This is a genomic window from Paucibacter sp. B2R-40, assembly GCF_025717555.1.
In the GTDB taxonomy this organism is placed as follows: Bacteria; Pseudomonadota; Gammaproteobacteria; order Burkholderiales; family Burkholderiaceae_C; genus Paucibacter_A.
In genome coordinates, this window is sequence record NZ_JAJIRP010000001.1 from 162,686 (window position 1) to 184,514 (window position 21,829).

19 protein-coding genes are annotated in these 21,829 nt (G+C 63.1%); 10 read left to right on the forward strand and 9 right to left on the reverse strand.

The annotated features are described in order from the left end of the window. Positions 1-20: 20 nt before the first annotated feature. Entirely contained in the window at positions 21-3,413 is a 3,393-nt protein-coding gene (locus tag LNV09_RS00655) for a PEP-CTERM sorting domain-containing protein (RefSeq protein WP_263555139.1), read from the forward strand. Here the strand turns inward: LNV09_RS00655 and LNV09_RS00660 are convergent. After that, positions 3,401-3,775: a DUF2845 domain-containing protein gene (locus LNV09_RS00660; protein ID WP_263555140.1), complete on the reverse strand. Its 375-nt coding sequence runs from the start codon at positions 3,773-3,775 to the stop codon at positions 3,401-3,403. The two genes, LNV09_RS00655 and LNV09_RS00660, sit on opposite strands and share 13 nt — an antisense overlap. A 13-nt stretch (positions 3,776-3,788) precedes the next feature. Further along, positions 3,789-5,084 (reverse strand): glutamate-5-semialdehyde dehydrogenase, encoded by a 1,296-nt coding sequence (locus LNV09_RS00665; protein WP_411969180.1) that lies wholly within the window; start codon positions 5,082-5,084, stop codon positions 3,789-3,791. Between the two features lie 168 nt (positions 5,085-5,252). On the opposite strand from LNV09_RS00665, the gene LNV09_RS00670 reads away from it, so the two are divergent. Next, positions 5,253-6,203 carry a PEP-CTERM sorting domain-containing protein gene (locus tag LNV09_RS00670; protein ID WP_263555141.1) on the forward strand — a complete coding sequence of 317 codons (951 nt, stop codon included), beginning with the start codon at positions 5,253-5,255 and terminating at the stop codon, positions 6,201-6,203. Between the two features lie 63 nt (positions 6,204-6,266). Here LNV09_RS00670 and LNV09_RS00675 read toward each other — a convergent pair whose 3' ends face one another. From LNV09_RS00675 to LNV09_RS00685, 3 genes are all read right to left on the reverse strand, one after another. Continuing rightward, positions 6,267-7,550: a glycerophosphodiester phosphodiesterase family protein gene (locus tag LNV09_RS00675; protein WP_263555142.1), complete on the reverse strand. Its 1,284-nt coding sequence runs from the start codon at positions 7,548-7,550 to the stop codon at positions 6,267-6,269. 139 nt (positions 7,551-7,689) lie between these two features. Continuing rightward, complete coding sequence (locus tag LNV09_RS00680) at positions 7,690-8,313, reverse strand: glutathione S-transferase (RefSeq protein WP_263555143.1); 624 nt, start codon at positions 8,311-8,313, stop codon at positions 7,690-7,692. Between the two features lie 105 nt (positions 8,314-8,418). Next, positions 8,419-8,955, reverse strand: a complete 537-nt coding sequence (locus tag LNV09_RS00685) for a GrpB family protein (protein WP_263555144.1) — start codon at positions 8,953-8,955, stop codon at positions 8,419-8,421. Positions 8,956-9,030: 75 nt separating this feature from the next. Between LNV09_RS00685 and LNV09_RS00690 the strand changes: the two genes are divergently transcribed. The 3 genes from LNV09_RS00690 (at position 9,031) to LNV09_RS00700 (ending at position 12,135) form a co-directional block, all read left to right on the forward strand. Then, entirely contained in the window at positions 9,031-10,809 is a 1,779-nt protein-coding gene (locus tag LNV09_RS00690) for an ABC transporter ATP-binding protein (protein WP_263555145.1), read from the forward strand. Next, positions 10,809-11,780 carry a CE1 family esterase gene (locus tag LNV09_RS00695; RefSeq protein ID WP_263555146.1) on the forward strand — a complete coding sequence of 324 codons (972 nt, stop codon included), beginning with the start codon at positions 10,809-10,811 and terminating at the stop codon, positions 11,778-11,780. Before LNV09_RS00690 ends, LNV09_RS00695 begins: the two co-directional genes overlap by 1 nt. A gap of 124 nt (positions 11,781-11,904) precedes the next feature. Beyond that, complete coding sequence (locus LNV09_RS00700) at positions 11,905-12,135, forward strand: DUF1161 domain-containing protein (protein ID WP_263555147.1); 231 nt, start codon at positions 11,905-11,907, stop codon at positions 12,133-12,135. A 31-nt stretch (positions 12,136-12,166) separates the two neighbouring features. Here the strand turns inward: LNV09_RS00700 and LNV09_RS00705 are convergent, their stop codons facing one another. The 3 genes from LNV09_RS00705 to LNV09_RS00715 form a co-directional block, all read right to left on the reverse strand. Further along, on the reverse strand, positions 12,167-13,153 hold the full coding sequence (locus LNV09_RS00705) for a 2-dehydropantoate 2-reductase (protein ID WP_263555148.1): 987 nt from the start codon (positions 13,151-13,153) through the stop codon (positions 12,167-12,169). Positions 13,154-13,247: 94 nt separating this feature from the next. Next, on the reverse strand, positions 13,248-13,862 hold the full coding sequence (locus LNV09_RS00710; protein ID WP_263555149.1) for a DUF7010 family protein: 615 nt from the start codon (positions 13,860-13,862) through the stop codon (positions 13,248-13,250). A 131-nt stretch (positions 13,863-13,993) separates the two neighbouring features. Beyond that, complete coding sequence (locus LNV09_RS00715) at positions 13,994-15,619, reverse strand: BamA/TamA family outer membrane protein (RefSeq protein WP_263555150.1); 1,626 nt, start codon at positions 15,617-15,619, stop codon at positions 13,994-13,996. A 193-nt stretch (positions 15,620-15,812) separates the two neighbouring features. On the opposite strand from LNV09_RS00715, the gene LNV09_RS00720 reads away from it, so the two are divergent. The 4 genes from LNV09_RS00720 to LNV09_RS00735 are packed head-to-tail and all read left to right on the forward strand — an operon-like array spanning position 15,813 to position 19,228. Beyond that, a complete protein-coding gene (locus LNV09_RS00720) occupies positions 15,813-17,021 on the forward strand; it encodes a CaiB/BaiF CoA transferase family protein (protein WP_411969207.1) in 1,209 nt (402 codons plus the stop codon). Further along, on the forward strand, positions 17,018-18,088 hold the full coding sequence (locus tag LNV09_RS00725; protein ID WP_263555152.1) for a sensor histidine kinase: 1,071 nt from the start codon (positions 17,018-17,020) through the stop codon (positions 18,086-18,088). The genes LNV09_RS00720 and LNV09_RS00725 overlap by 4 nt, the downstream gene beginning before the upstream one ends. Then, on the forward strand, positions 18,085-18,894 hold the full coding sequence (locus LNV09_RS00730; protein WP_263555153.1) for a LytR/AlgR family response regulator transcription factor: 810 nt from the start codon (positions 18,085-18,087) through the stop codon (positions 18,892-18,894). The genes LNV09_RS00725 and LNV09_RS00730 overlap by 4 nt, the downstream gene beginning before the upstream one ends. 52 nt (positions 18,895-18,946) lie before the next feature. Further along, positions 18,947-19,228, forward strand: coding sequence for an HU family DNA-binding protein (locus LNV09_RS00735; RefSeq protein ID WP_263532836.1), 282 nt, complete (start codon positions 18,947-18,949; stop codon positions 19,226-19,228). Between the two features lie 45 nt (positions 19,229-19,273). Here the strand turns inward: LNV09_RS00735 and LNV09_RS00740 are convergent, their stop codons facing one another. Then, on the reverse strand, positions 19,274-19,996 hold the full coding sequence (locus tag LNV09_RS00740; protein WP_263555154.1) for a hypothetical protein: 723 nt from the start codon (positions 19,994-19,996) through the stop codon (positions 19,274-19,276). Positions 19,997-20,228: 232 nt separating this feature from the next. Here LNV09_RS00740 and LNV09_RS00745 point away from each other — a divergent pair, with 232 nt between their 5' ends. Next, positions 20,229-21,794: a methyl-accepting chemotaxis protein gene (locus tag LNV09_RS00745; RefSeq protein ID WP_263555155.1), complete on the forward strand. Its 1,566-nt coding sequence runs from the start codon at positions 20,229-20,231 to the stop codon at positions 21,792-21,794. The last annotated feature ends 35 nt before the right edge of the window (positions 21,795-21,829 follow it).

The following is a 21,829-nucleotide window of genomic DNA, read 5'->3' on the forward strand; positions in this document are numbered from 1 at the left end:
CCCAACTTACAGGATTCCTCATGAAAAACCACTTCGCCTTCAATATCCGCAACACCCTCAGCGGTGCCACCCCTCTCAAGCGCCGTGGCGCCCGCACACCCCGGCGCTTGCCGCTCAGCATCGCGCTGGCGGCGGCGCTGAGCATCCTGTACCTGGCGCCGGCCGAGGCGACGACCTATACCTGGACCGGTCAGGTCGACGCGAAATTTGGCAACGGGCAGAATTGGAGCGTTCCTTGCATCGGCGCCAACGGCCAGCCCACCACATGTTTTCTTATTGGGGAAAACGGAGGCCCCTGGAACGGTAGCTTCCCCGCAGGGTCAGAGCTGTATTTCAATAACAACAGCAACTCCTCGATCACCGGTTTGCCCAGCGGCAATCTGCTCGAACTGAGTTTCACCTTTGGCAGCAATGCGGGCGCGTTCACCTTCAATCCGGGCAGCTTCGCCGCCCTCGCCTTGAAGGGCAATATCAAAAACAACAGCAGCAAGCTGCAGACCTTCAAATTCCGCTTCGACCCCAGGTCGGACCAGACCTGGGACGGCGGTGCCGGCGGATTGAAACTCTGGAATTTCGGTGACCTGAACAATTCGCTGACGATCAAGAACAAGGTTGATTTGCTCAACCTCGGCAATGTGAGCACCAAGGTCGGCACAACCGGCACCGGCATTCTGAACATCGGCGCCAGCAGCAGCTTGGCCGCCCCGGAGCTGATCATCGGCGAGCAATACAGCGGCGACGGCACGGTGAATCTGAGCGCCTCCGACGCCCAGCTCAACTTGCTCGGCAGTCTGTACGTGGGCCGCGGCGGCACCGGCACCTTGAACATCAGCTCGGGTCAGGTCAGCGCCTATCAAGCCTTTTTCGGCTTCGATTTCGGCAGCCAGGGCACGGTCTTGATCGACGGCGCGAATTCCAAACTGTCGATCAACACCGGCCTGGACGTAGGCCGCAACAGCACCGGCACCCTGACGGTGCAAAACGGCGGCACGCTGAGCAGCGGCAATAGCTTCATCGGCAAATCCTTGGGTGGCGACGGCCGGGTGACGCTCTCAGGCGCCGACTCGTCATGGGTCAGCACAGGCAACCTGGGCATCGGCGATGCCGGCGTGGGTAGCCTGCGGGTCGAGGCCGGCGCCAAGCTCAGCAATGTCAGCGCCACTTTGGGCAATCAAGCGGGCAGCGCCGGCACCGCCATGGTCACCGGTGCGAACTCAAGCTGGCTGCTCAGCGGCGATCTGCAAATTGGCAATCTGGGTGAGGGCTCGCTCTTCATCGAACAAGGCGGCCTGGTCAAAAATCAGAACAGCTTTGTGGGAGTGATCGGCGACCCCGGCACCTCCAAGCTGGTGGTGAAGGGCGCAAACTCTCGCCTGCAAATCAGCGGCAATCTGACCATCCAGAGCGGCCGCCTGGACATCACCGACGGCGGCCAGGTGACGGCCAATCAAGCCCATTTTGGCGAATACGGCGGCGCCGCTTCTGCCCTGGTGAACCTGAGTGGCGCGGGCTCGATGCTGTCCACCAGCAGCCAACTGGCGATCGGCGGCGATACCGGCGTGGCGACCCTGAACCTCGGCGCAGGCGCAAGCATTCATAGCGACGGCGAGTTGTTCATCAGCAAGGGCGGCGTGCTGAACCTGAACGGCGGCACGCTCAAGCTAGGCTGGTCGACCAATGCCGGCCAGGTCAACTGGAATACCGGCACCGTGCATTTTCTCGGCGCGATCACCAGCGGCGATGGCATCCTGGGCCACAGCGTGGGCCTGGGCCAGGACATGAATGTGGTGGTCGATGGCGTTTTGACGATTGCGTCCGGCGACGACCTGAGCCTGAACGGCGGCATGGTCCAAGCGGGGGGCTTGCGCGTCGAAGGCGAACTGGCGGTGGGCAGCTTCAGCCAGCTCAGCGCGGGCAATGGCGGCATCAACAACCTCGGTGCGGTACAGTTGGTCGGCGGCAAAATCAGCAGCGCCGGGACCTTTGTGAATGCCAATTATTTGGCCGGTTATGGCGTGATTGCGGGCGCCGCTGGCTTCAGCAATACCGGCCTGCTGCAGCAATCAGGCGGCAGCTTTGAGCTGGCAAGCTTGGGCGCCAACAGCAACACCGGCAACTGGGAAATGCTCGATGCCCGCGGCCTGATTTTGAGCGGCGCCAGCCTGCTCAATGCCGGCAATATGACGTTGAATGGCGGCACCATTTCCGGCAGCGCCAAGCTCGTTAACGGCGCGGAAGGCACGCTGAGCGGGCGCGGTGTGATCACGGCTGCATTCCAAAATGATGGTCGCGTGGTGGTCGAAGGCGGCAATCTGCGCGTCTCCCAATATTTCTCTAACAACGGCCAAATCATCCTCAACGGCGCGGCCACTTCGCTCAGCGGCGCCGGGCTGCTGAACCTTGGCGCGCTGCAGGGCCAGGGCCAGGTCAACGCCCCGATCGACAACTACGGCAGCATTCGCGCCCAGGGCGCCGGTGCAACGCTGAGTCTGGCCAAGGTCAACAATACTCGGTCCGGCGCGCGGGTCGGCATCTTGGCCGCCGATGCCGGCGCCACCCTGCTGCTGAAGAACGGCATGGCGTCAAATTTCGCCGCTATCCAACTCGCCGGCGGCACGCTAGACACCAACGGCCACGACATGGTCAACGAGGCCGGCGCCACCCTCAACGGCTACGGCACGCTACGAGCGGGCACCGTGAGCAACAAGGGCGAGATCTTCCTGAGCGGCGGCACCTCGGCCTTGCGCGCCGACATCGTCGCCGGCGCAGGCAGTCAGATCATTCTCTCGGGCCTCAGCAACACGACCTTTTACGGCAAGCTGGAGATCCAGAAGGACGCCGAGTTGCGCGTCACCGAAGGATCGGTCGCGACCTTCGCGGCCGAGGTCAAGCAGCGCAACGGGGCCGACGTCAACGGCGACGGCAAGATGTTCTTCGAGGGCGGCTTGAGCATCGGCAACTCGCCCGGCTATGGCTATATCCAGGGCTCGGTCACCTTCGCCAGCAGCAATACCTACACGGCCGAAATCGGCGGCATCAATGCTTGCAGCGAGCTGAGTTGCGCTGCCGGCTCGCCGCTGCTGGACAGCAGTTTTGACAAGCTGGTCGTCGGAGGGAATTTGAAGCTAGGCGGCAAGCTGGTCTTGAGCTCCTGGAACGGCTTTGTGGCGCAAGCCGGCCAGAGTTTTGATCTGCTGGACTGGGGCACGACGGGCGGCACATTCAAGAGCATTGACGCCACGGGCTTGACGCTGGCCGGCGGCACGCAGCTGGACTTCAGCCAACTCTACACAAACGGCACCATCACAGTCACCGCCGTGCCCGAACCCGGCAGCTGGGCTTTGATGCTGGCGGGCCTGGGCGCGGTAGCGGGCATTGCACGGCGCCGTCGCTCAGCAGTTCAACTGCCGTAACCGAGATCCTGGACGGTCTTCAAACGGCCGTCCTCGAAGATCAGCAATTGCATGAACTGCTGGGGTCCGAAGTTGTAGACCCATTCTTCGATGCTGACCTGGATCTCGCGCTCGACCTCTACCGAGTTGCTGACCGCTCCCGCCTGCCGGGTCGTCGCCTGCTGATATTCGCGCACCCGGATGATGCGCCGCTCCAGGCGCGCATCCTGCGTGCTGGGCGGGCCGCATTTCTTCAGCACCTCGGCCTTGTGCAGGCCGGCGTCGATGACGTAAGAGTTGCAGCGAAAGGCCCAGGCCGAAGGCGCATGCGCGAGCAGGCTCAACGCCAAACTGGCCGCAAGCAGGACGGGTTTGATCTTCATCGATTCAATACCCTCAAGCCCGCACCTCGCCCTGCCCCAGCACCACCCATTTCAGCGAGGTCAAACCCTCCAAGCCGACGGGGCCACGCGCATGCAGCTTGTCGGTCGAGATGCCAATCTCGGCGCCGAGGCCGTACTCGAAGCCATCGGCAAAGCGGGTGCTGGTGTTGACCATCACGCTGGCCGAATCGACCTCGCGCAGGAAGCGCATGGCGTTGGCGTGGTTGGTCGTCAGGATCGCATCGGTGTGGTGCGAGCCATAGCGATTGATATGCGCGATCGCCTCGTTCAGGCTGTCGACCACCTTGATGCTGATGATGGGCGCCAGATACTCCTCGGACCAATCAGCCTCGGTCGCCGCGGACACCTTGGCGCCGGGCAGGGGACCGAGCAGGGCCAAGGTGCGCGCACAGCCGCGCAGCTCCACGCCCTTTTCCGCCAAGACGGCGCCGATATGCGGCAGAAAGTCCGGCGCGCTTTCGGCGTGTACCAGCAGTGACTCGGTCGCATTGCAGGGGCTGTATTTTTGCGTCTTGGCGTTGATCACGACGGTCAGCGCCAGGCCGAAGTCGACCTCCGCATCGACGTAAGTGTGGCAATTGCCATCCAGATGCTTGATCACCGGCACCTTGGCCTCGGCGCTGATGCGCTCGATCAGGCTTTTGCCGCCGCGCGGGATGATCACATCGACATGTTGAGGAGCCGTGATCAAGAGGCCTACGGCCGCGCGATCGGTGGTGTTGATCAGCTGCACGCCGGTGGGCGGCAGGCCGGCCTCCTTCAAGGCTGCGGACACCAACTCGGCCAAGGCGAGATTCGAGTGCAGCGCCTCCGAGCCGCCGCGCAAGATACAGGCATTACCGCTCTTGATGGCGAGCGAGGCGGCCTCAATGGTGACGTTGGGCCGGCTCTCGTAAATCATGCCGAACACACCCAGAGGCACGCGCATCTGGCCGACGCTGATGCCGCTGGGGCGGCGCTTCAGGCCGCTGATCTCGCCGACCGGGTCGGGCATTGCGGCGATCTGCTCGCAGCCCTCGGCGACGGTGGCGATTGCCGCCGGCGTGAGTTTCAGCCGGTCCAGCAGCGGGCCTTTGAGGCCGGCTGCTTTTGCGGCGGCCAGATCCTTGGCATTGGCAGCCTTCAGCGCCGGACCGGCTGCGCGCAAGCGGCGCGCCAGCGACAGCAGCGCCTGGTTCTTGGCGGCCGTCGGTGCGGCGGCCATCAAGGCAGCCGCGCTGCGGGCGGCACTGCCGACCTCGTCCATATAGAGGGTCAGGTCATTCAGAGCGGGGCTAGGTGAGTTCATGCTGGCATTTTCACCGATGACGCAGCGAGGGCCTGCCTGCGGCGGGTCAAGGGTAAAGCCGGGTAAATTGAAACAGCAAGTTAGGCCATAGTGGCAGGGGGCGCGTGAGCAGCCTGTCTTTCACTGCGGCCATGCAGGTCGCACCGTCACAACGCAGGGGGGAGAAACATGAACTTGTCAGCAATCATGACGCGCGCAGCGCTCGGCACCTGTGCCGGACTGGCGCTGTGGATGCCACTGAGCGCGAATGCCACCACGAGCTATGGGGCTCCAGTGGCGTTTGAAAGGCCCGGATTCACGAACATCAGGCTTTGGGATATCAGCGACAGTGGCGTCATCGTTGGTGCGTCTGATGGTGTGGGCTTCACCTATAGCGCCGGCACCTTCACCAGCTTTAGTTACCCGGACGCAACAACCGAAACAAGCTTGACGGGTGTCGCCAACAACGGCACTTTGGTGGGTACCTACAGCTCCGGTGACGTGACTGTAGATTTCCATGGATTCATCTACTCGGGGGGCAGTTACAAGGCTTTTGATATAGCTGGTGCGGTCAGTACGAGCATTCGCCATATCTCGTCCGACGCTCGCTATCTCACCGGCTACACCACAGATGCCACAGGTGCTGGCTCCGCCTTTGCCTTTGACCTCAGCAGCAACACGTACACGAATTTGGGCGTGGCAGGCGATGGTCTTTCGATCGCCCAGGGCGCCAATACACTGGGCCAAGTCACCGGCAGCTTCAGCCGCAGCGGCGGCATTCGAGGCTCCTTTATCGTCGACCTGAACACCATGGTGCGCACCGAATACCTGGAAGCTGCAGGCATGACCGGCCCGCGCTTTCGTGACATCAACGATGCCGGCGTCGTCACAGGCTTTTCGACATCCGGAGCTGGTTTTGTCGGCAAACCCGGCGACTGGACGGTGTTTTCGGCCCCCGTCGATAGCTCGACTTACGGCTACGGCCTCAACAACAGCGGCATCCTGGTTGGCTACACCGCGGACAATGTAACGGGTGCCCAAACGGGTTGGGTCGCCGCACCGATCCCCGAGCCAGGCACCTGGGCTCTAATGGCCTTGGGCCTGGCAAGCCTTGCCTTGCGGAAACGTAGCCAAGGCTAAAGTTCAGTTTGGGGCAACACTCAGGTCTTGAGAGAGTCATCAAGACCTAAGCATATTCTGGCCTCAGCTTGCGCGCTTTTGCCGCCTTGCCAAGCTCAACACCCCAACCAAGCCGCCCAACATCAAAGCGTAGGTCTGCGGCTCCGGCACCGCCGACAGCGCGGCCACGGCGGCAACGCCCAGGTCCGGCTGGTCAGTGAAGAGCCCGTCCATGCCCAGATCGACAAAAGCCTTGATCTGGCCGGTCAGATCGCCGTAGGCGGCCGGGTCGGCGCTGCTGTCGAACTCATTGGGCAAGAAGACGTTTTCGGCGCGGAAGGTCCAGCCATGCACGGCCAGACCGCGCTGGTGCGCGTTGGCGATCAGCTGAGTCGGGGCTCCGAGCTTGCCGCCGACCAGCGAAATCATCAGATTGGTGTTGGAGCCGACGCCGTCGGCATAGGTCTTGATGCTGTCCAGGCCGGCCGCTGAAGCCAACTCAGCATAGCTGCGACCATCATCGAAAGGATTGCCGCTGCCATTGAGCAACTGAATGATCTTGATGTCGGTCTTGCCGTTGATGTATTCGAGGTTGTGCACCTCGAAGGACTGGATGAACACCGGCGCGTTGTGGTCATTGCCATAGTTGGCGTGCAGCGTGGCGATCAGCTTGTCCTCCATGCGCTGCAGGCCGTTGGCATCGGTGAAATTCTTGAAATAGCTCGGGTGCTTGGTCTCGGGGTAGATGCCGATGACGCGGCCGGTTTCCAGCGTCTTGGCCTTGGCCAGATTGATCACCTCTTGCAGCGTCGGGATCACGAACTGGTTGTTATAGGCGTTATTGCCCAAGCGCAGATCACGCAGGCGCTCCTGGGCGCGGATGTCGTTGCGGATCTCGGCGGCAGTGAAATCTTCGGCGAACCAGCCGGCCGTCTTCACGCCGTCAACGGTTTTGACGGTCAGGCGATCCGCATATTTGGCCGGTTGCCAGACATTGGTGCTGCTATCGGTGCGGTTCAGCACCGGCGCGCCGCCCACCATCTTGATGCTGCCGTCGGAATTCAGATCGACGCGGGCCAAGAGCGGCTCATGGCGGGCGATCAACTCGCCGTCCTTGGTCATCACCAGATCGGGCTCGATGTAATTGGCGCCTTGGGCAATGGCCAAGGCATAGCCTTCCAGCGTGTGCTCGGGTCGGTAGCCGGACGCACCGCGATGGCCGATGACGATGGGTGCATCGCCGCTGAGGGTATTCCAAACCTTGGCCGGCATCGCACTGACAAAGTCGGGCGATGCGGCTTGAGTGCAAAGAGGGGCGGCGGCAGCGGCAAGTGCGCACAGCGCGGCGGAGATGGCGTGCAATTTCATGGCGTGTCCTGTGAGTAAAGGAGGCTGAGCGACCAGCATCGCCCACCCACATGACAGCTGAATTAAGCGCAACAAAGTCCGTTCGGATGGCCCTGACGCGAGCACCGCGCCAGGGCTCGCCTACCCGCCTGCCTGCGTTCTACTTGACGCCGAACTTGGCATAGTATTGAACAATCGCCGGGGTCTGAGCAATCCGCTGCATATGAGCGTTAAGCGCGGGTGCAACTTGTTCGACCAGATCGCGCGGCACATGGTCGAGGCGGCCGGAGTTCAGGCCACGCACATCGATAAACACTTTCAGGTCGGCCACCGTCAAACGATTGTCGGCAAAGTACTCGCCGCCATGCGCTTGCAGCTGCTTTTGCAACCAGCGCAAATAGACCGGCATCGAGCCATTCACCAAAGCGAGGCGGGCTTGTTTTTGCTCTTCGCCCGACATACGAAAGCTCGGGCCCAGCTTGACCGAGGCCTCTTCGACCACGCTCATCACCTCATCGCACAGCAGCGCCTGAAACGGATCGTTCGGGTACAGATTGGCCAACTTGCCGACATAGCGGTTGATGGAATTGCACTGCGTGACCTGCACGCCGTCCACCTGCAGCACCGGCACCTGACCCAGCGGCGTGGTCTTGCGCAGTTCTTCGAACTCGGGGAAGCCGAACCTGTGGTCCTCGAAGGCGATGCCGCCGATATGCAGGGCCAGCCGCGCGGGCTCGGCCCGGCCGCCGTGGAAGTCGAAATAGGTCAGTTTGAGTTGGCTCATGATGCGGTCCTGAGTTGGGGGGGTAGGTGTGATGGGAGAGCGGAGCTTGTTGGCGCCTCATTTGACATGATGCAGCCTTGTGGTGGCAAGGCCCAGCCATTCGGCTCAGGCGTCGCCCACAAGCGCAGCGACAAACGCCGCTTTCGCGTCGGTGTAGCGCTCCCGGTCGGCGGCATGCTCAAGCGCCAATGCTTGCTTGAGCGCCGCGTAGCGTTCGGCGAGATCCGGGTCGGCGCGCAAAACGTCCCGAAAGAGCAGGCGCCGTCGCCATTCGGCGCTGCCCATCACCACCATATGCAAATGATGCGTTCGGCGGCCTTCGGCGTGCCGCATGAACCAGCGCCTATCGATCAGCGTTTGATTGAACTCGGCCGAGCTTGAGTAGCCCGCGCTGGTGACGGGTTCGATCAAGGCGTCGGCCACCGCCATGGAGGCCACCCCGACCAAGATGTCGATGATGGGCTTGGCCGCCAAACCGGGCACGGCGGTGCTGCCGAAATGCTGTACGTCCAGGAGCAAGCCTGAAAAGCGCTGCAGCAGCCGCTCGCGCTCCTGCTCGAACAGGGCGGGCCAGGCGATGTCGTAGGCGCTCAAACTCACGGGCTCGTGAATGGCCAGTTGCAGCGATTCATCTTCTGTCACGGCAATTTCCTATTATTCCAAGGCGCCCGATTAGAGCCCAAGGCCGCCCGTCTGGCTGCGGTACGCTTCAGCCCCATGACATCACATCCTTTGAAAAAACTGCTGGCCTATGCCCAGGGCCACCGGCGCGACATCCGCCTCGCCACGCTGTACTCCATCCTCAACAAGTTCTTCGACATCCTGCCCGAGGTGCTGATTGGCGCGGCGGTGGACGTCGTGGTGCGCGGCGATCAAAGTTTTCTGGCCAAGAATTTACTCGTCAATTTCGGCATCACCGACACCTGGCAGCAGCTGCTGTTCCTGGGCGGCTTGAACATCGCGGTGTGGATTGGTGAGTCGGGCTTCGAGTATTTGCTGGAGCTGAAATGGCGCGGCCTGGCGCAGAACATCCAGCATGAGTTGCGCCTGGACACCTATAGCCATGTGCAAAGGCTCGAGCTGAGTTACTTCGAAAATCAGCGCACCGGGGCGCTGATGTCGGTCTTGAACGACGACATCAATCAGCTGGAGCGCTTTTTGAACGGCGGAGCCAATCAGATCATCCAGGTGGTTTGCTCCTCCATCATGGTCAGCGCGGTGTTTTTTGCGCTGCAGCCGGGCCTGGCGGTGGTGGCGCTGCTGCCGGTGCCACTGATTTTGTTCGGGACCTTCTGGTTCCAGAAGCGCTTGGCGCCGCGCTATGCGGTGGTGCGCGAGGCGGCCGGCGACGTGTCGGCGCGCTTGAATAACAACCTGCTCGGCCTGGCCACCATCAAGGCCTTCGCGACCGAGACGCTGGAAGCAGCCCACATCGGCCAGGCCAGCGATGCCTACCGCGTCGCCAATGCCAGCGCGATCCGCCTCAGCTCGGCCATCACGCCGGTCATACGCATGGGCATTCTGGCCGGCTTCACCGCCACCTTGCTCTATGGCGGTTGGTTGACGATTCATGGCGACTTGGCGGTCGGCGCCTATTCGGTGCTGGTCTTCCTGACCCAGCGCCTGCTGTGGCCGATGACGCGGCTGGCCGAGGTGGCCGATATGTACCAGCGCTCGATGGCGTCCACGCAGCGAGCGCTGGGCCTGCTGGCCACGCCGATCAAAATAGCCTATGAGGGCGAACATTTCCCGGTGGCACAAGCCCGTGGCGCGCTGAGCTTCGAGGGCGTCGGTTTTGCCTATGCCGAGCAGGCGACGTTGCAAGACCTGAACCTCAACATCCCGGCCGGCCAGACGGTTGCTTTTGTCGGCAGCACCGGTTCGGGCAAGTCCACCTTGGTCAAGCTGCTCTTGCGTTTTTACGAGCCGCAGCAGGGCCGCATCTTGTTTGACGGCCGGCCGATCGGTGAGCTGAACCTGCAGGATCTGCGGCGCGCGATTGGCTATGTGGCGCAGGACAGCTTCTTGACCGACGGCACGATCGCCGAGAACATCGCTTACGGCATGGCCGAGGCGAGCGAGGCACAGATTCATGAGGCGGCGCGGCTGTCAGAGAGTCTGGAATTCATTGAGCGCCTGCCCTTGGGCTTTGCCACCCGCATCGGCGAGCGGGGGCAAAAGCTCAGCGGCGGCCAGCGTCAACGGCTAGCTCTTGCGCGCGCGATATTGAAGAACCCGCCGCTGTTGATCCTGGACGAAGCGACCAGCGCGGTCGACAACGAAACCGAGGCGGCCATTCAGCGCTCGCTCAATGTCGTCAGCCAGGGCCGCACGACGCTGGTGATCGCGCACCGCTTGTCCACGGTCCGCCAAGCCCACTGCATCCACTTGCTGGAACGCGGCCGCATCGTCGAGAGCGGCACGCATGACGAGTTAGTTGCGCAGGCTGGGGCGTATGCGGCGTTGTGGCGGCTACAGACCGGCGAGCTGAGCTGATGGCCTGGCCGCTGTCCTTCGTACGCCATTTCTTGCTTGGCAGCAGCGTCGTCAAAGGCCCGCTGGCGGCCATCAGCGAACATCAGCTGCAACGCCCCGAAGGCCCACGCAAGTTCCTGCTGGCTCAGCCCAGTCAACAGTCGAATGCAGCGCGGCCCTTGGTGATTCTCTTGCACGGCTTTGGCGCCTCGGCAGCGCAGATGCTGGGCCAAGGCTTCCCGCCCTCGCCGCTGGCTCATTGGCTGGAGATTGCCGGGCGTGAGCATTGGCTATTGGCGGCGCCCGACGGCATAGGCCACAGTTGGAACGACGCATTCGCCGATGCGCGCGTCAATGCCAAGAGCGACGATTGCGGCTTTATCAGCGCCTTGATCGATGAACTGGTCGCAAAACAAGGCGTAGACCCGGCGCGGGTTTATGTGATGGGCGTTTCCAAGGGCGGCATGATGGCGTTTCGCCTGGCGGCGGAGCTGGCGCCCAAGCTGGCGGCGTTCTCGGCCGTGCTGGCCTCGATGCCGCTGAACAGCCAATGCGCGCCACCGCAGACGCCGATCTCGGCCTTGTTGATCGCCAGCAGCACCGATCCGCTGGTGCGTTATGGCGGTGGTAGTTTTCTGAAGAACCGGCGTCAGGCTGGCGCCATGCTGGGCGTCGAAGCCTCGGCCTTGATATGGCGACAGCTTGCCGGCCTGACCAATGAAGCCGAACCACAGCAACTGCCCCATCGCGATACCAAGGACAGAACCCGCACCACGCGCTGGCTATGGGGCGACATGCCGCAACGAGTGCAAGTGAGTCTGATACGTATTGACGGTGGCGGGCATGCCGAACCCAGCCCGACGCGGCGCTATCCGCGCTGGATCAATTGGCTGACCGGCGCGCAAAGCGCCGATTTCGAGACCGCCGAACTCGCTTGGGAGTTCTTCAAGGACAAGCGCGCCGGACTTTGTGTAGCCCAGCCGGCGGACTGAACCCAGGGCATACCCTTGCGGGGCTTCCGGGTGCCGGGAACATCATGTCCAATACACAGGGAGACGGGTGAGCTCACCCGCCAGCAACTGGCTGAGTTTCGACCACCTTTTTTTGGAGAGACGCATGAACAAACGATACGCCTTCCTGGCTCTTACCCTGGTGTTCGGCCTTGGTGCTGCGCAAGCAGCCAAGCCCTGTGAAGAACTCAAGTCCGAGATTGCCGCAAAGCTCGACGAAAAGGGCGTGCAGGGCTACACGCTTGAGATCGTTGCCACTGACAAGGTCGGTGCTGAAGCCAAGGTCGTAGGCAGCTGCGATGGCGGGAGCAACAAGATCACCTACGCTAGGAAGTAGCAGTCGGGGCAGGCCAAGATCCGCAAAGCCCTCAAACCAGCCCCCGCGTCTGCGCCATCAGCCTCGTCAGCCCCAACATCGCGTCGGTATAGGGCGTCGCCAGCCCAATCTGCTGGCCGATCTCGCGCACCGAGGCGACCAAGGCGTTCAGCTCAAGCGGCCGGCTGGCTTCGACGTCTTGCAGCATCGAGGTCTTGAAGGCGCCGAGCTTGCGCGTGACGGCATGGCGCTCTTGCGGGGTCTGATCCACCGCACAGCCAATCGCCGCACCGATGGCACTGGCCTCCAGCATCACGGCGGTGACGAAGCCGCGCACCAAGTCATCGTCGAGGATTCGGTCACAGGTGGCACCCGTCAGCGCCGAGATCGGGTTCATGGTCATATTGCCCCAGAGCTTGTACCAAATGTCTTTTTGGATGCGCTCTGAGACCGTCGCATTGAAGCCGGCTCGGCCCAGCAGCGCGACCAGTTCGGTGATATGAGCCGGCCGCCCGCCGGCCGGGTCGCCCAGGATCAGGCCCATGCCCATCACATGCTTGACCAGACCGGGCTCAGGGCTAGAGCAGCTCGCATGCACGACGCTGCCGATCACGCGTTCTGCGGGAATGGCCGCCGCGATAGCGCCCTCCGGATCAACCGACTGCAGTTGCAGCCCCAGACAAGGGCCTTGCAAGCCATTGAAAAACCACCAAGGCACGCCGTTCATCGCCACCAGCACGCGGGTCTGCGGGCCCAGCAGCGCCTTGACGTTAGGCGCCACGGCAGCCAGCGCCGGGCCTTTGACGGCAACAACGATCAAGTCGGGCTGAGCCAGGTCCTGCGGCTTGTCACTGGCCAGGATGGGCACGCTGATGCGCTCACCGGCGACGGTGTCCATGCGCAAACCATGCTGACGCAGCGCCGCCAGGGTGGCGCCACGCGCCAGCGCGCTGAGCTGAACTTCGGCCCCCAGTTGTTGGCCGACATGGGCGGCGAACCAGCCCCCGATGGCGCCTGCGCCGACGATGCAAATTTTCATGACCGTTACTGCCTATACGTGGAGGATGCGTGGAAGGAATGATCAAGCAGTCTCGCACGAAGTTTGCGCAGGAAATATGCGCTCCGCTCGAAGGCTAGGCAATGATCGGTGACGCCGAGCGCGCGCTGGGCATGCCGCCATGGTTCTGCCTCCAGCGCCGCTCCAGCACCACGATGGAGACGATGTAGACGCCTACGATGATGGCCGGGATCACGACAAAACGCTGCTCGGGGAACACGTACCAGGCCACCACGATGAACAAAGTGCGGGCGATGGCGTGGAAGGCGCCGATCCAATGCTGTATCACCCAACCGAAGGGCAGCCACATCAAGCCGGCCAGGATGCCTATGCTCAGCGGCACCGAGCGATGGTCTTGCGCGGCCCAAGGCAGTGCGATGGCAAACACCAGCAAGCTCATCAGGACGGTGGAGATGAAGAGCTTGTCAAACTCGCTCTTGGGCTTGTTCTTGGCCAGCAGGTTTTCGCCGGTGAAGCGCGACAGCAAGACGCCCAGGTAGAAGATGGAGCCCGCGCCGAAGTAGAGCGTCATCACCGCCTGATACGGTGTGCCCAGCCAGCCGACGAGGCCGATCAGGCTCCATGCCAGCGTGCCCGCCAAAGGCATGGCGAGGAAGCGGCGGCTTGCGTACTCTTGACGCTGCTGTTCGAGTGTGAGCGGGGAACTTGAAACGACTTGGGGCTGGCTCATGTTGATGCTCCGTTGTTGAAGGGTCAATGGAGCGCATCTTGGTACGCCTGCGCCGACCCAAGCGAGGCGTTGCGATGATTAAACAGCAGCGCCGACGAGTCGCCGGGTGGGCGCGTGAACTGTGGGCGAGATCAGAAGCTGGCCTTGGTCTTGACCAGGAACTGGACCTTCTTGATGTCGGCGGTGGCATTGAGCGGAAAGGCCAAATCCACATGCAGCACATTGCTGAAGGCCGCCCGCGCGCTGACGATGCGCGCGCCGAAGCCGACATCACTGAGCCAGCCCGCGTTGACGGTATTGGCGAAATTTGGCTCAGCGCCCCAGGCACGCCCGGCGTCGAAAAACGCCGCGCCGCCGATCCGAAATAGCCGCCAGATATAGAGGTCGGTGTAGAAGCGTTCCTCGACGGTGAAGAGCGCGCTGCGGCTGCCGCTCTGGTAGCGCAGCGGATAGCCGCGCAGGCCGTTGTCGCCACCCAGCAGCAAAGCGTCAACCGGCTCGGGATTCGTCTGCACCGCGCCTGACGCCGCCGCATAAAACAACCAGCGCGGCGACTGCGGCAAGTAGTACTGCGCTTGCCCGCTGAGCTGTTGGCGCCGAATCTTGCCGTCAGCATATTGGCCTGAAAGCGCGCCCGAGGCGATCAGCGTCTGCTTGGGTGCGGGCTCGAAGCCGCGACTCAGTGTGGCCGAATAGAGCCAGGCGGCGTGGCTGGACCCCAGGCCGGTGGCGGCGTAGCCGAGCTGCACGCTGGAGGCCAGGCCCAAGGCGAAGAACTCCGGGCGGCCGATCAGATTGCGATTGAGCTCACGGTCGAAGCGGTCCTCGATCAAGGTGTATCTGAGGAAGGGCGAGACCAGCTTTTCATTGCTGGGCATGGGCGTCGGTGCGACCAAGCCGGCCTCCCTTGCATAAGCATCATCACGGTAGTTGATGCCAAGCGAGTAACGCTGTACCCAACCGCTCTCCAAGCCCCGAGACCAACCCGCAAAGACCTCGGCCTGATCTTGCTTGTGGCGATACTGGCTGGCGATTTCGCCGGCGTTGTAGAACGCGTCAATGCGGTCATCCTTGACCGCCCACACGCCCCCCGCCCAACGCGAGTCCAAGGCATAGAAGGGCTGGACGATAGAGGCCGCCTGGCGCCGGCCGTCACTGTTGGAGGCCAGGCTGAGCGAGACGGCGGTCCAGCTGCCGAAGGTGCGGTCGCTGGAGAATTGCAATTCATTGCTGCTGCGGTCCACATTGCGGGAATGCCCGAATGACAGCGCGGTGCCGGTGCCGAGCAGGTTGTACTCTTTGAGCTGAATGCCGGCGGAGTTGGCGCCGCCCGAGCGGCCAACGCTGATACCGGGGTCGAGCGACCAGGTGTCGCGCGTCAGCACCTCGATGTCGACCACGCCGTCGTGAACGGCCGCCGGGCGCATTTGTACATCGTAGAGATAGCGTTTGCTGCGCAGGAGCCGCTCGGTTTCTTCGATCAAGCGCAGCGACACCGGCTCGCCGGTTTTGAACAGCAGCGCGCGCCGAATCACCTCGGGCCGGGTCTGTATATGCAGCGCATTGGCCCAGCGGAACAGCAGTTTGTCTTCATCCGGGTCCTGGGTGTCGAAAATGTCTTCGGCCAGCACGCGGATCTCGCCGATGGTGGCGCCGGCAGCTTCCAACTCGGCAAAGCCGGGCAGCGGCACAGGCGCGGTAGGCACAGGCGCGGTATTTTGCGCACTCGCCAAGCCGTTCAGACTGGCAAGCAGCATCAAGCAGCCGCATTGAAGCAACAGCCTGCAAAGTGAGCCGGCAGTTCGGCGATAGAGGGCCACTCGCAGAAGCATGATGATTTTTCCCCCTCGGCCTTGGGCGGCTTGTGCTTGATGCTAAGCCCTTTCCAGCGCCGAGCACTTGATAGGAGGCAAATGCGAGAGCTACGGGATACTTCAGGCCATGAACGAGATGCCAGCTCCAACCCGGCCTCAAGGCCAAACCTTGCCCCTCGCCGGCATGCGCGTGATCGAGTTCACCCATATGGTGATGGGCCCGACTTGCGGCATGGTGCTGGCCGACCTGGGCGCCGAGGTGATCAAGATCGAGCCGCTGGAGGGCGACAGCACACGTCGCCTGCTCGGCGCAGGGGCCGGCTTTTACCCGCTCTTCAACCGCAACAAGCTCAGCCTCAGCCTCGACGTCAAAGACCCGCGCGGGCTGGAGATCGTCTTGAGGCTGGTGGCCAGCGCCGATGTCTTCAGCGAAAACTTCAAGAGCGGCGCGATGGACCGGCTGGGACTGAGCTATGAGGCCTTGAGCCGGCTCAACGAGAGGCTGATCTATGTTTCGCACAAGGGCTTTCTGCCCGGCCCCTACGAGCACCGCACCGCTTTGGACGAGGTGGTGCAGATGATGGGCGGCCTGGCCTATATGACCGGCCGGCCGGGCGACCCGCTGCGCGCCGGCAGCAGCGTCAACGACATCATGGGCGGTATGTTCGGCGCCATCGGCGTGCTGGCGGCGCTGCAACAACGCCACAGCACGGGGCGCGGCCAGCAGGTGCAGGCCAGCCTGTTCGAAAACAATATCTTTCTGGTCGCGCAGCACATGATGCAGTTCGCCGTCACCGGCAAACCGGCGGCGCCCATGCCCGAGCGCATCTCGCCCTGGGGGATTTACGACGTGTTTGCGGTGGCCGGCGGCGAGCAGATTTTTCTGGCCGTGGTCAGCGACACCCAATGGGCGATCTTCTGCCAGGCCTTCGGCCTGAGCGATCTGCAGGCCGATCCGCGCCTGGCCAACAACAATCTGCGCGTGCAGGCGCGCGAATGGATGCTGCCCGAGCTGCGCCGGCGCTTGCAGGACCGCCACGCGGCCGAGATTGCCGCTGTGTTCGAGGCCGCCGGCCTGCCTTTCGCGCCCATCACCAAACCCGAGCAGCTGATGAATGATCCGCATCTGCTGGCGACCGGCGGCCTGGCACCGATGACGCTGCCGGATGGGCGTGAAACCCGCGTGCCGCTGCTACCGCTGAGTTTGGACGGTGAGCGCCTGGGTCTGCGCCTGAGCCCGCCCAGGCTTGGCGAGCATAACCATCAATTGCTGCGGCAGCTGGGTTACGACGAAGACGCTATCGCCGCGCTGCTGGCAGACGGCGTGGTGGGAGTGCCCGCATGACGCGGGCGGACCCAGGTCGCGGTGCCAACTGGCTCTATGCGGCCTGCGTCTTGGCCGTGGGTCTGCTGCTCAGCCTGGCCGAGTTGCAACATTATTTGGAGCGCGGCGGACAACACCCCTGGGAGCCGTTTTTGTGGGAACTCAGCTCGGTCTTGATGACGGGCTTGCTGGGGCCCTTGATCTACCGTTGGCATGTGCTGGGCCTGGCCCGGTCGGGCTGGTTGCGCTTGGTTGCCCATCAACTGCTCGGTGCGGCCGCTTACATGCTGGCCCATGTGGGCGGCATGTTCGGCCTGCGCTTCGCCACCTATGCGCTGGCCGGCTTGACCTACGAGCCCGGCAGCGCTGCAGGGATTCTGGCCTACGAGGCGGGCAAGGACCTGGTCAGCTATGCCTTCATCATCGCCATCTGCCATGGCCTTCATGTGCGGGTGGCGATGCGGCGGCGTGAGCAAGAGCTGCTGCAGCTGCGCACCGATTTGGCCGAGGCGCGGCTGACCCGTTTGACCGAGCAGATTCAGCCGCACTTTTTGTTCAACACCTTGAACCTGATTTCATCGGTGATGTATGAGGACGTCGCGCGGGCCGACCGCATCTTGTGCGACCTGGCGGCGCTCTTGCGCCAGGCCTTGACGGCGCAGGAGACGCCTCGCCACACGCTGGCGCAAGAGTTGAGCCTGGTGGAACCCTATCTGAACATCATGCAAGCGCGCTTTGGCGAGCGGCTGAGCGTGCAGATCGAGGCCGGCGAGGACGCACGCCGCTGCCTGCTGCCGGCGCTGCTCTTGATCGCGCCGGTCGAGAACGCAATCACCCACGATGTCGCGCAGAGCAGCGGGCCGGTGCGGGTCAGCGTCAGCGCCGAAGTGCAGGCGGGCGTCTTGCTTCTAACCGTAAAAAACAGCGGCATTGCGGCGCAACGCGATCACCGCGAGGGCGCGGTCGGCATGGCCAACACGCGGGCGCGCTTGCTGAGCCTGTATGGCGAGCGAGCGCAGGTGGCGCTAACAGCCGAGGCCGGCGGCGGCAGTTGTTTGAGCCTGCGTTTGCCGGCCGAATTGTCATGAAAATTCTGATCGTCGATGATGAACCGCCAGCGCGCGCAAAGCTGCGGCGGCTGCTGACGGCCATGCCCGATATCGAAGTGGTCGGCGAAGCCGGCGATGCAGACGAGGCCTTGGCTTTGCTGCCAAACCTGCAGGTCGATGCCGCCTTGCTGGACATTCAAATGCCCGGCATCAGCGGCCTGGAACTGGCGCTGGCGCTACCGTCGCAGCTGCTGTGCGTGTTCTGCACCGCCTTTGATCAATACGCGGTCAGGGCCTTCGAGCTGAACGCGGTGGACTATCTGCTCAAGCCCTTCAGCGCCGAGCGCTTGGCCGAGACGGTGCAGCGCTTGCGCCTGCGCATGGCCCAAACAAGGGCTGGAGCCAAGCCGCGCTTGGCCCTGCTCAGCGCCCTGCAAGATATGCAACCGGTGGCAGGTCATTGGTTGGTGGCGGCGCGTGCCGCTACAGGCCCAGGTCTGATCAAGCTCGCGCTGGCCGAGGTCGAGTGGGTGGCCGCCGCCGACAACTACATCGAGCTGCACACCGCCAGCGCCAGCCATCTGGACCGCCACACCTTGGCCGATTTTCTGGCGCATCCGCTCACGCAGGGTCAATTCTTGCGCGTGCATCGTTCGCATGCGGTCAACCCGCAGCATATCCAGGCACTGGCTACGCTGCCTCGCGGCGAGGCCGAGCTGACGCTCAGTTCAGGGGCAAAGTTGCGCGTGTCGCGCGGCTTTAGAACGGCGCTTGACCGCGATCCTCCCGAACGCCAAATCCCGCCCGCGCCAGCAAATTTTTCGGACCAAGGGCCGAAAGCCTGATAATCGCGGCCCCGTCACCGGGATTTTCTTATTTGCACCCACTGGATATCTGATGAACAAAAGCGAACTGATCGAAAGCATTGCCACCAAGACTGGCGCCACCCGTGCTGCCGCAACGGCCAGTTTGGACGCTGCGCTGAGCGCTATCACCGAAGCGCTGGCCGCTGGTGACTCGGTTGCCATCCTCGGCTTCGGCAATTTCAAGGTCAGCGAGCGCGCTGCCCGCACCGGCAAGAACCCCGCCACCGGCGAGGCGCTGGAAATCGCCGCCGCGACCGTTGCCAAGTTCACACCCGGCAAAGCCCTCAAGGACGCCGTGAACGCCAAGAAGTAAACCGCAACAGCTGCGGTCAATGGGCGCCGTCCGCGTGACGAGCGCCTATTTTTTTGCCTGCAGCAAGGCCTTCGCCGCTTCGATGCGCAGCGCCAGGGCGACCGATTCATCATTCATGACCTTGAGCAAAAAGCGCTCGGGGCCAAGGCCCGGCTCTTTGTGTCCTGTACTGGCGGTGCTGGCTGCACTGCCTGCGCTGGCCACGGCAGCCGCCGGGCCGGGCGCGGCACCGAGCCGCGCCATTGCGGCGCTGAAATCTGCGCGCTGGATGCTGTCCAAACGGCTCAGCAGGTCCGCTTGTCCCTCCCGGCTGGGCGCGATGTCCAGCCAAGGCTCGGCGGAGAACACGGGTGCAAGGTCGGGAGCCACGAAGGCCGACCAATGGTCTTGTTGTTCATCGATCTGCCGTGGCGGCAAGGCCGCACTGTCGGGCGTCGAGATCACGACGCGGGCCTTGTCCACATCGTCCAGGTAGCGCAGCCGCAAGGCTTCGGCAAAAGCCAGTGCCTGCCGGTGCGGCTGTGGCTCGGCAAACGAAAAACAAAGCAAATAGCCCTCTACGCCCGAGACGGCAATCGCCGGCGCCGGCAAGGCCAGATCGGCCTGTGCGCCGCGCCAAACGCGTGCCATCAGCGTCCAGTCGGCCGGCCCAGCCAAGGCCAGCACGACGATGCGCACCTGATCGGAGACCGTCTCCAGGTCTTGCTCCAGGGGCGAGGCCGTCTGCGGGTCGTAGAGTCGTTGCAGCTCGGTTTGGAGTCGGGTCATGGGAGCTAGAAAAAGTCGGGCGCTTCGAAATGCGGACTCTACTCGACGCTGGCCACTTCGCTTACGGCCCGGCCAAGGTCACGGTCCGAAAAGCGCCACAAACCAGGCTCTTCTTGGTTTCGGCTCTGGCCCTGCCAGCCCCATACTTGAAGCCTTCGACGCTCACGCAAGCCTGCGTGCCGCGCCTGCATGGTCGTGTTGTGCTTGCGCCTCTCATCCCAAGGAAATTCCGATGTTCAAACAGCTCGCCGTGAAGGCCCAACTGACTTTGGGGTTTGGCTTGGTCGTCGGGCTGTTCGTTGTGGCGCTGCTGGGCGCCGGGCTGATGGTGTCGACGCTATCCGATGGCATCCACACTATCAGCGAGAAGTCGCTGCCGCGCGCCTTGATGGTGGACGAGATGAATCTCGCCCGCTCGGATGTGCAGCAGTTCTTGACCGATGTGGCCGCCACCCATGACGAGGCCGGCTACAAGGATGCGGACAACTCGGCGCAGCTGTTTCGCAAGAACGTGGCCGAGTTTCGCCGCCAGTTCCTCGCCGAGAAAGATACCGCCAAGCTGCAGGAGTTGGAGACCTTGAGCGCCAGTTTCGAGACCTTTGCCAGCGGCGGCAAGCTGATGGCGCAGGCCTATCTGAGCCAAGGCATGGAGGCCGGCAATCTATTGATGAAGGGCTCGCCCGACAAACCCGGCTTCGACAAGCTCAGCGAGGCACTGGGTGAGCGGCTGGAGAAGTTTCGCGCTGCCGAGGTCGAAGCGGCCCGGGCCAGTGCCAACCAGGCCGACCAACTCAGCCAAAGGATTCGCATGTTGCTGCTGGTCGGTGGTCTGGTGGCCGCAGTCGCGGCGATCGTCATCAGCTCGCTGATCGTGCGCTTGCTGCTGCGCCAACTGGGCGGTGAGCCACGCATCGCGGTGCGCTTAGCGCAAAGCGTGGGTGCGGGCGATTTGCGCAGCGAGATCGTGCTTGAGGCCGGCGACAACAGCAGCCTGTTGGCGCAACTCAAGACCATGCAAGTTGGCCTGGTCGCTGTCGTTGCAACGGTTCGCCGGGAGTCGGCCGGCGTGGCCGACGCCAGCGTCGAGATTTCCGACGGCAATAACGAGATGTCTGACCGCACGGTCAGCCACGCCAATGCCTTGGAAGAAGCGGCCGCTTCGATGGATCAGCTGAACGTCACCGTCAAACAAAATGTCGACGGTGCCCGCGAGGCACAAGCGCTGGCGTCCTCCGCCAGCAAGGTGGCCGAGCGCGGCGGCGAGTTGGTGTCGCAGTTTGTCGGCACCATGCAGGGCATCAACGAAGCCTCGCGCAAGATCGGCGACATCATCGGCGTGATCGACAGCATCGCCTTTCAGACCAATATTCTGGCGCTGAATGCCGCCGTAGAAGCGGCCCGGGCCGGTGAGCAGGGGCGCGGTTTTGCGGTGGTGGCCAGCGAGGTGCGCTCCTTGGCCGGCCGCTCGGCCGAGGCCGCGCGGGAGATCAAATCACTGATCAACACCAGCGTCGAGCGGGTCGAGCAGGGCTCGTCCCTGGTGGATCAAGCCGCTGCCACGATGAGCGAGGTGGTGCACAGCATCCAGGCGGTGTCCAGCATCATGACCAATATCAACAGCGCCAGCGCCGAGCAAAGCGGCAGCGTGGCGCAAATGACCGCCGCTATCCACCATATGGAGAACGTGACGCAGCAAAATGTCGCCATGGTCGAGGAGATGGCGGCTTCGGCCACCACCTTGAGAGCCAAGGCGCAAGAACTGTTTCAAACCGTGCAGGGCTTCAAGCTGGCCGAGTAGGCGCTTTTCACGCACTGGCCTTGGCCCATGGCGGT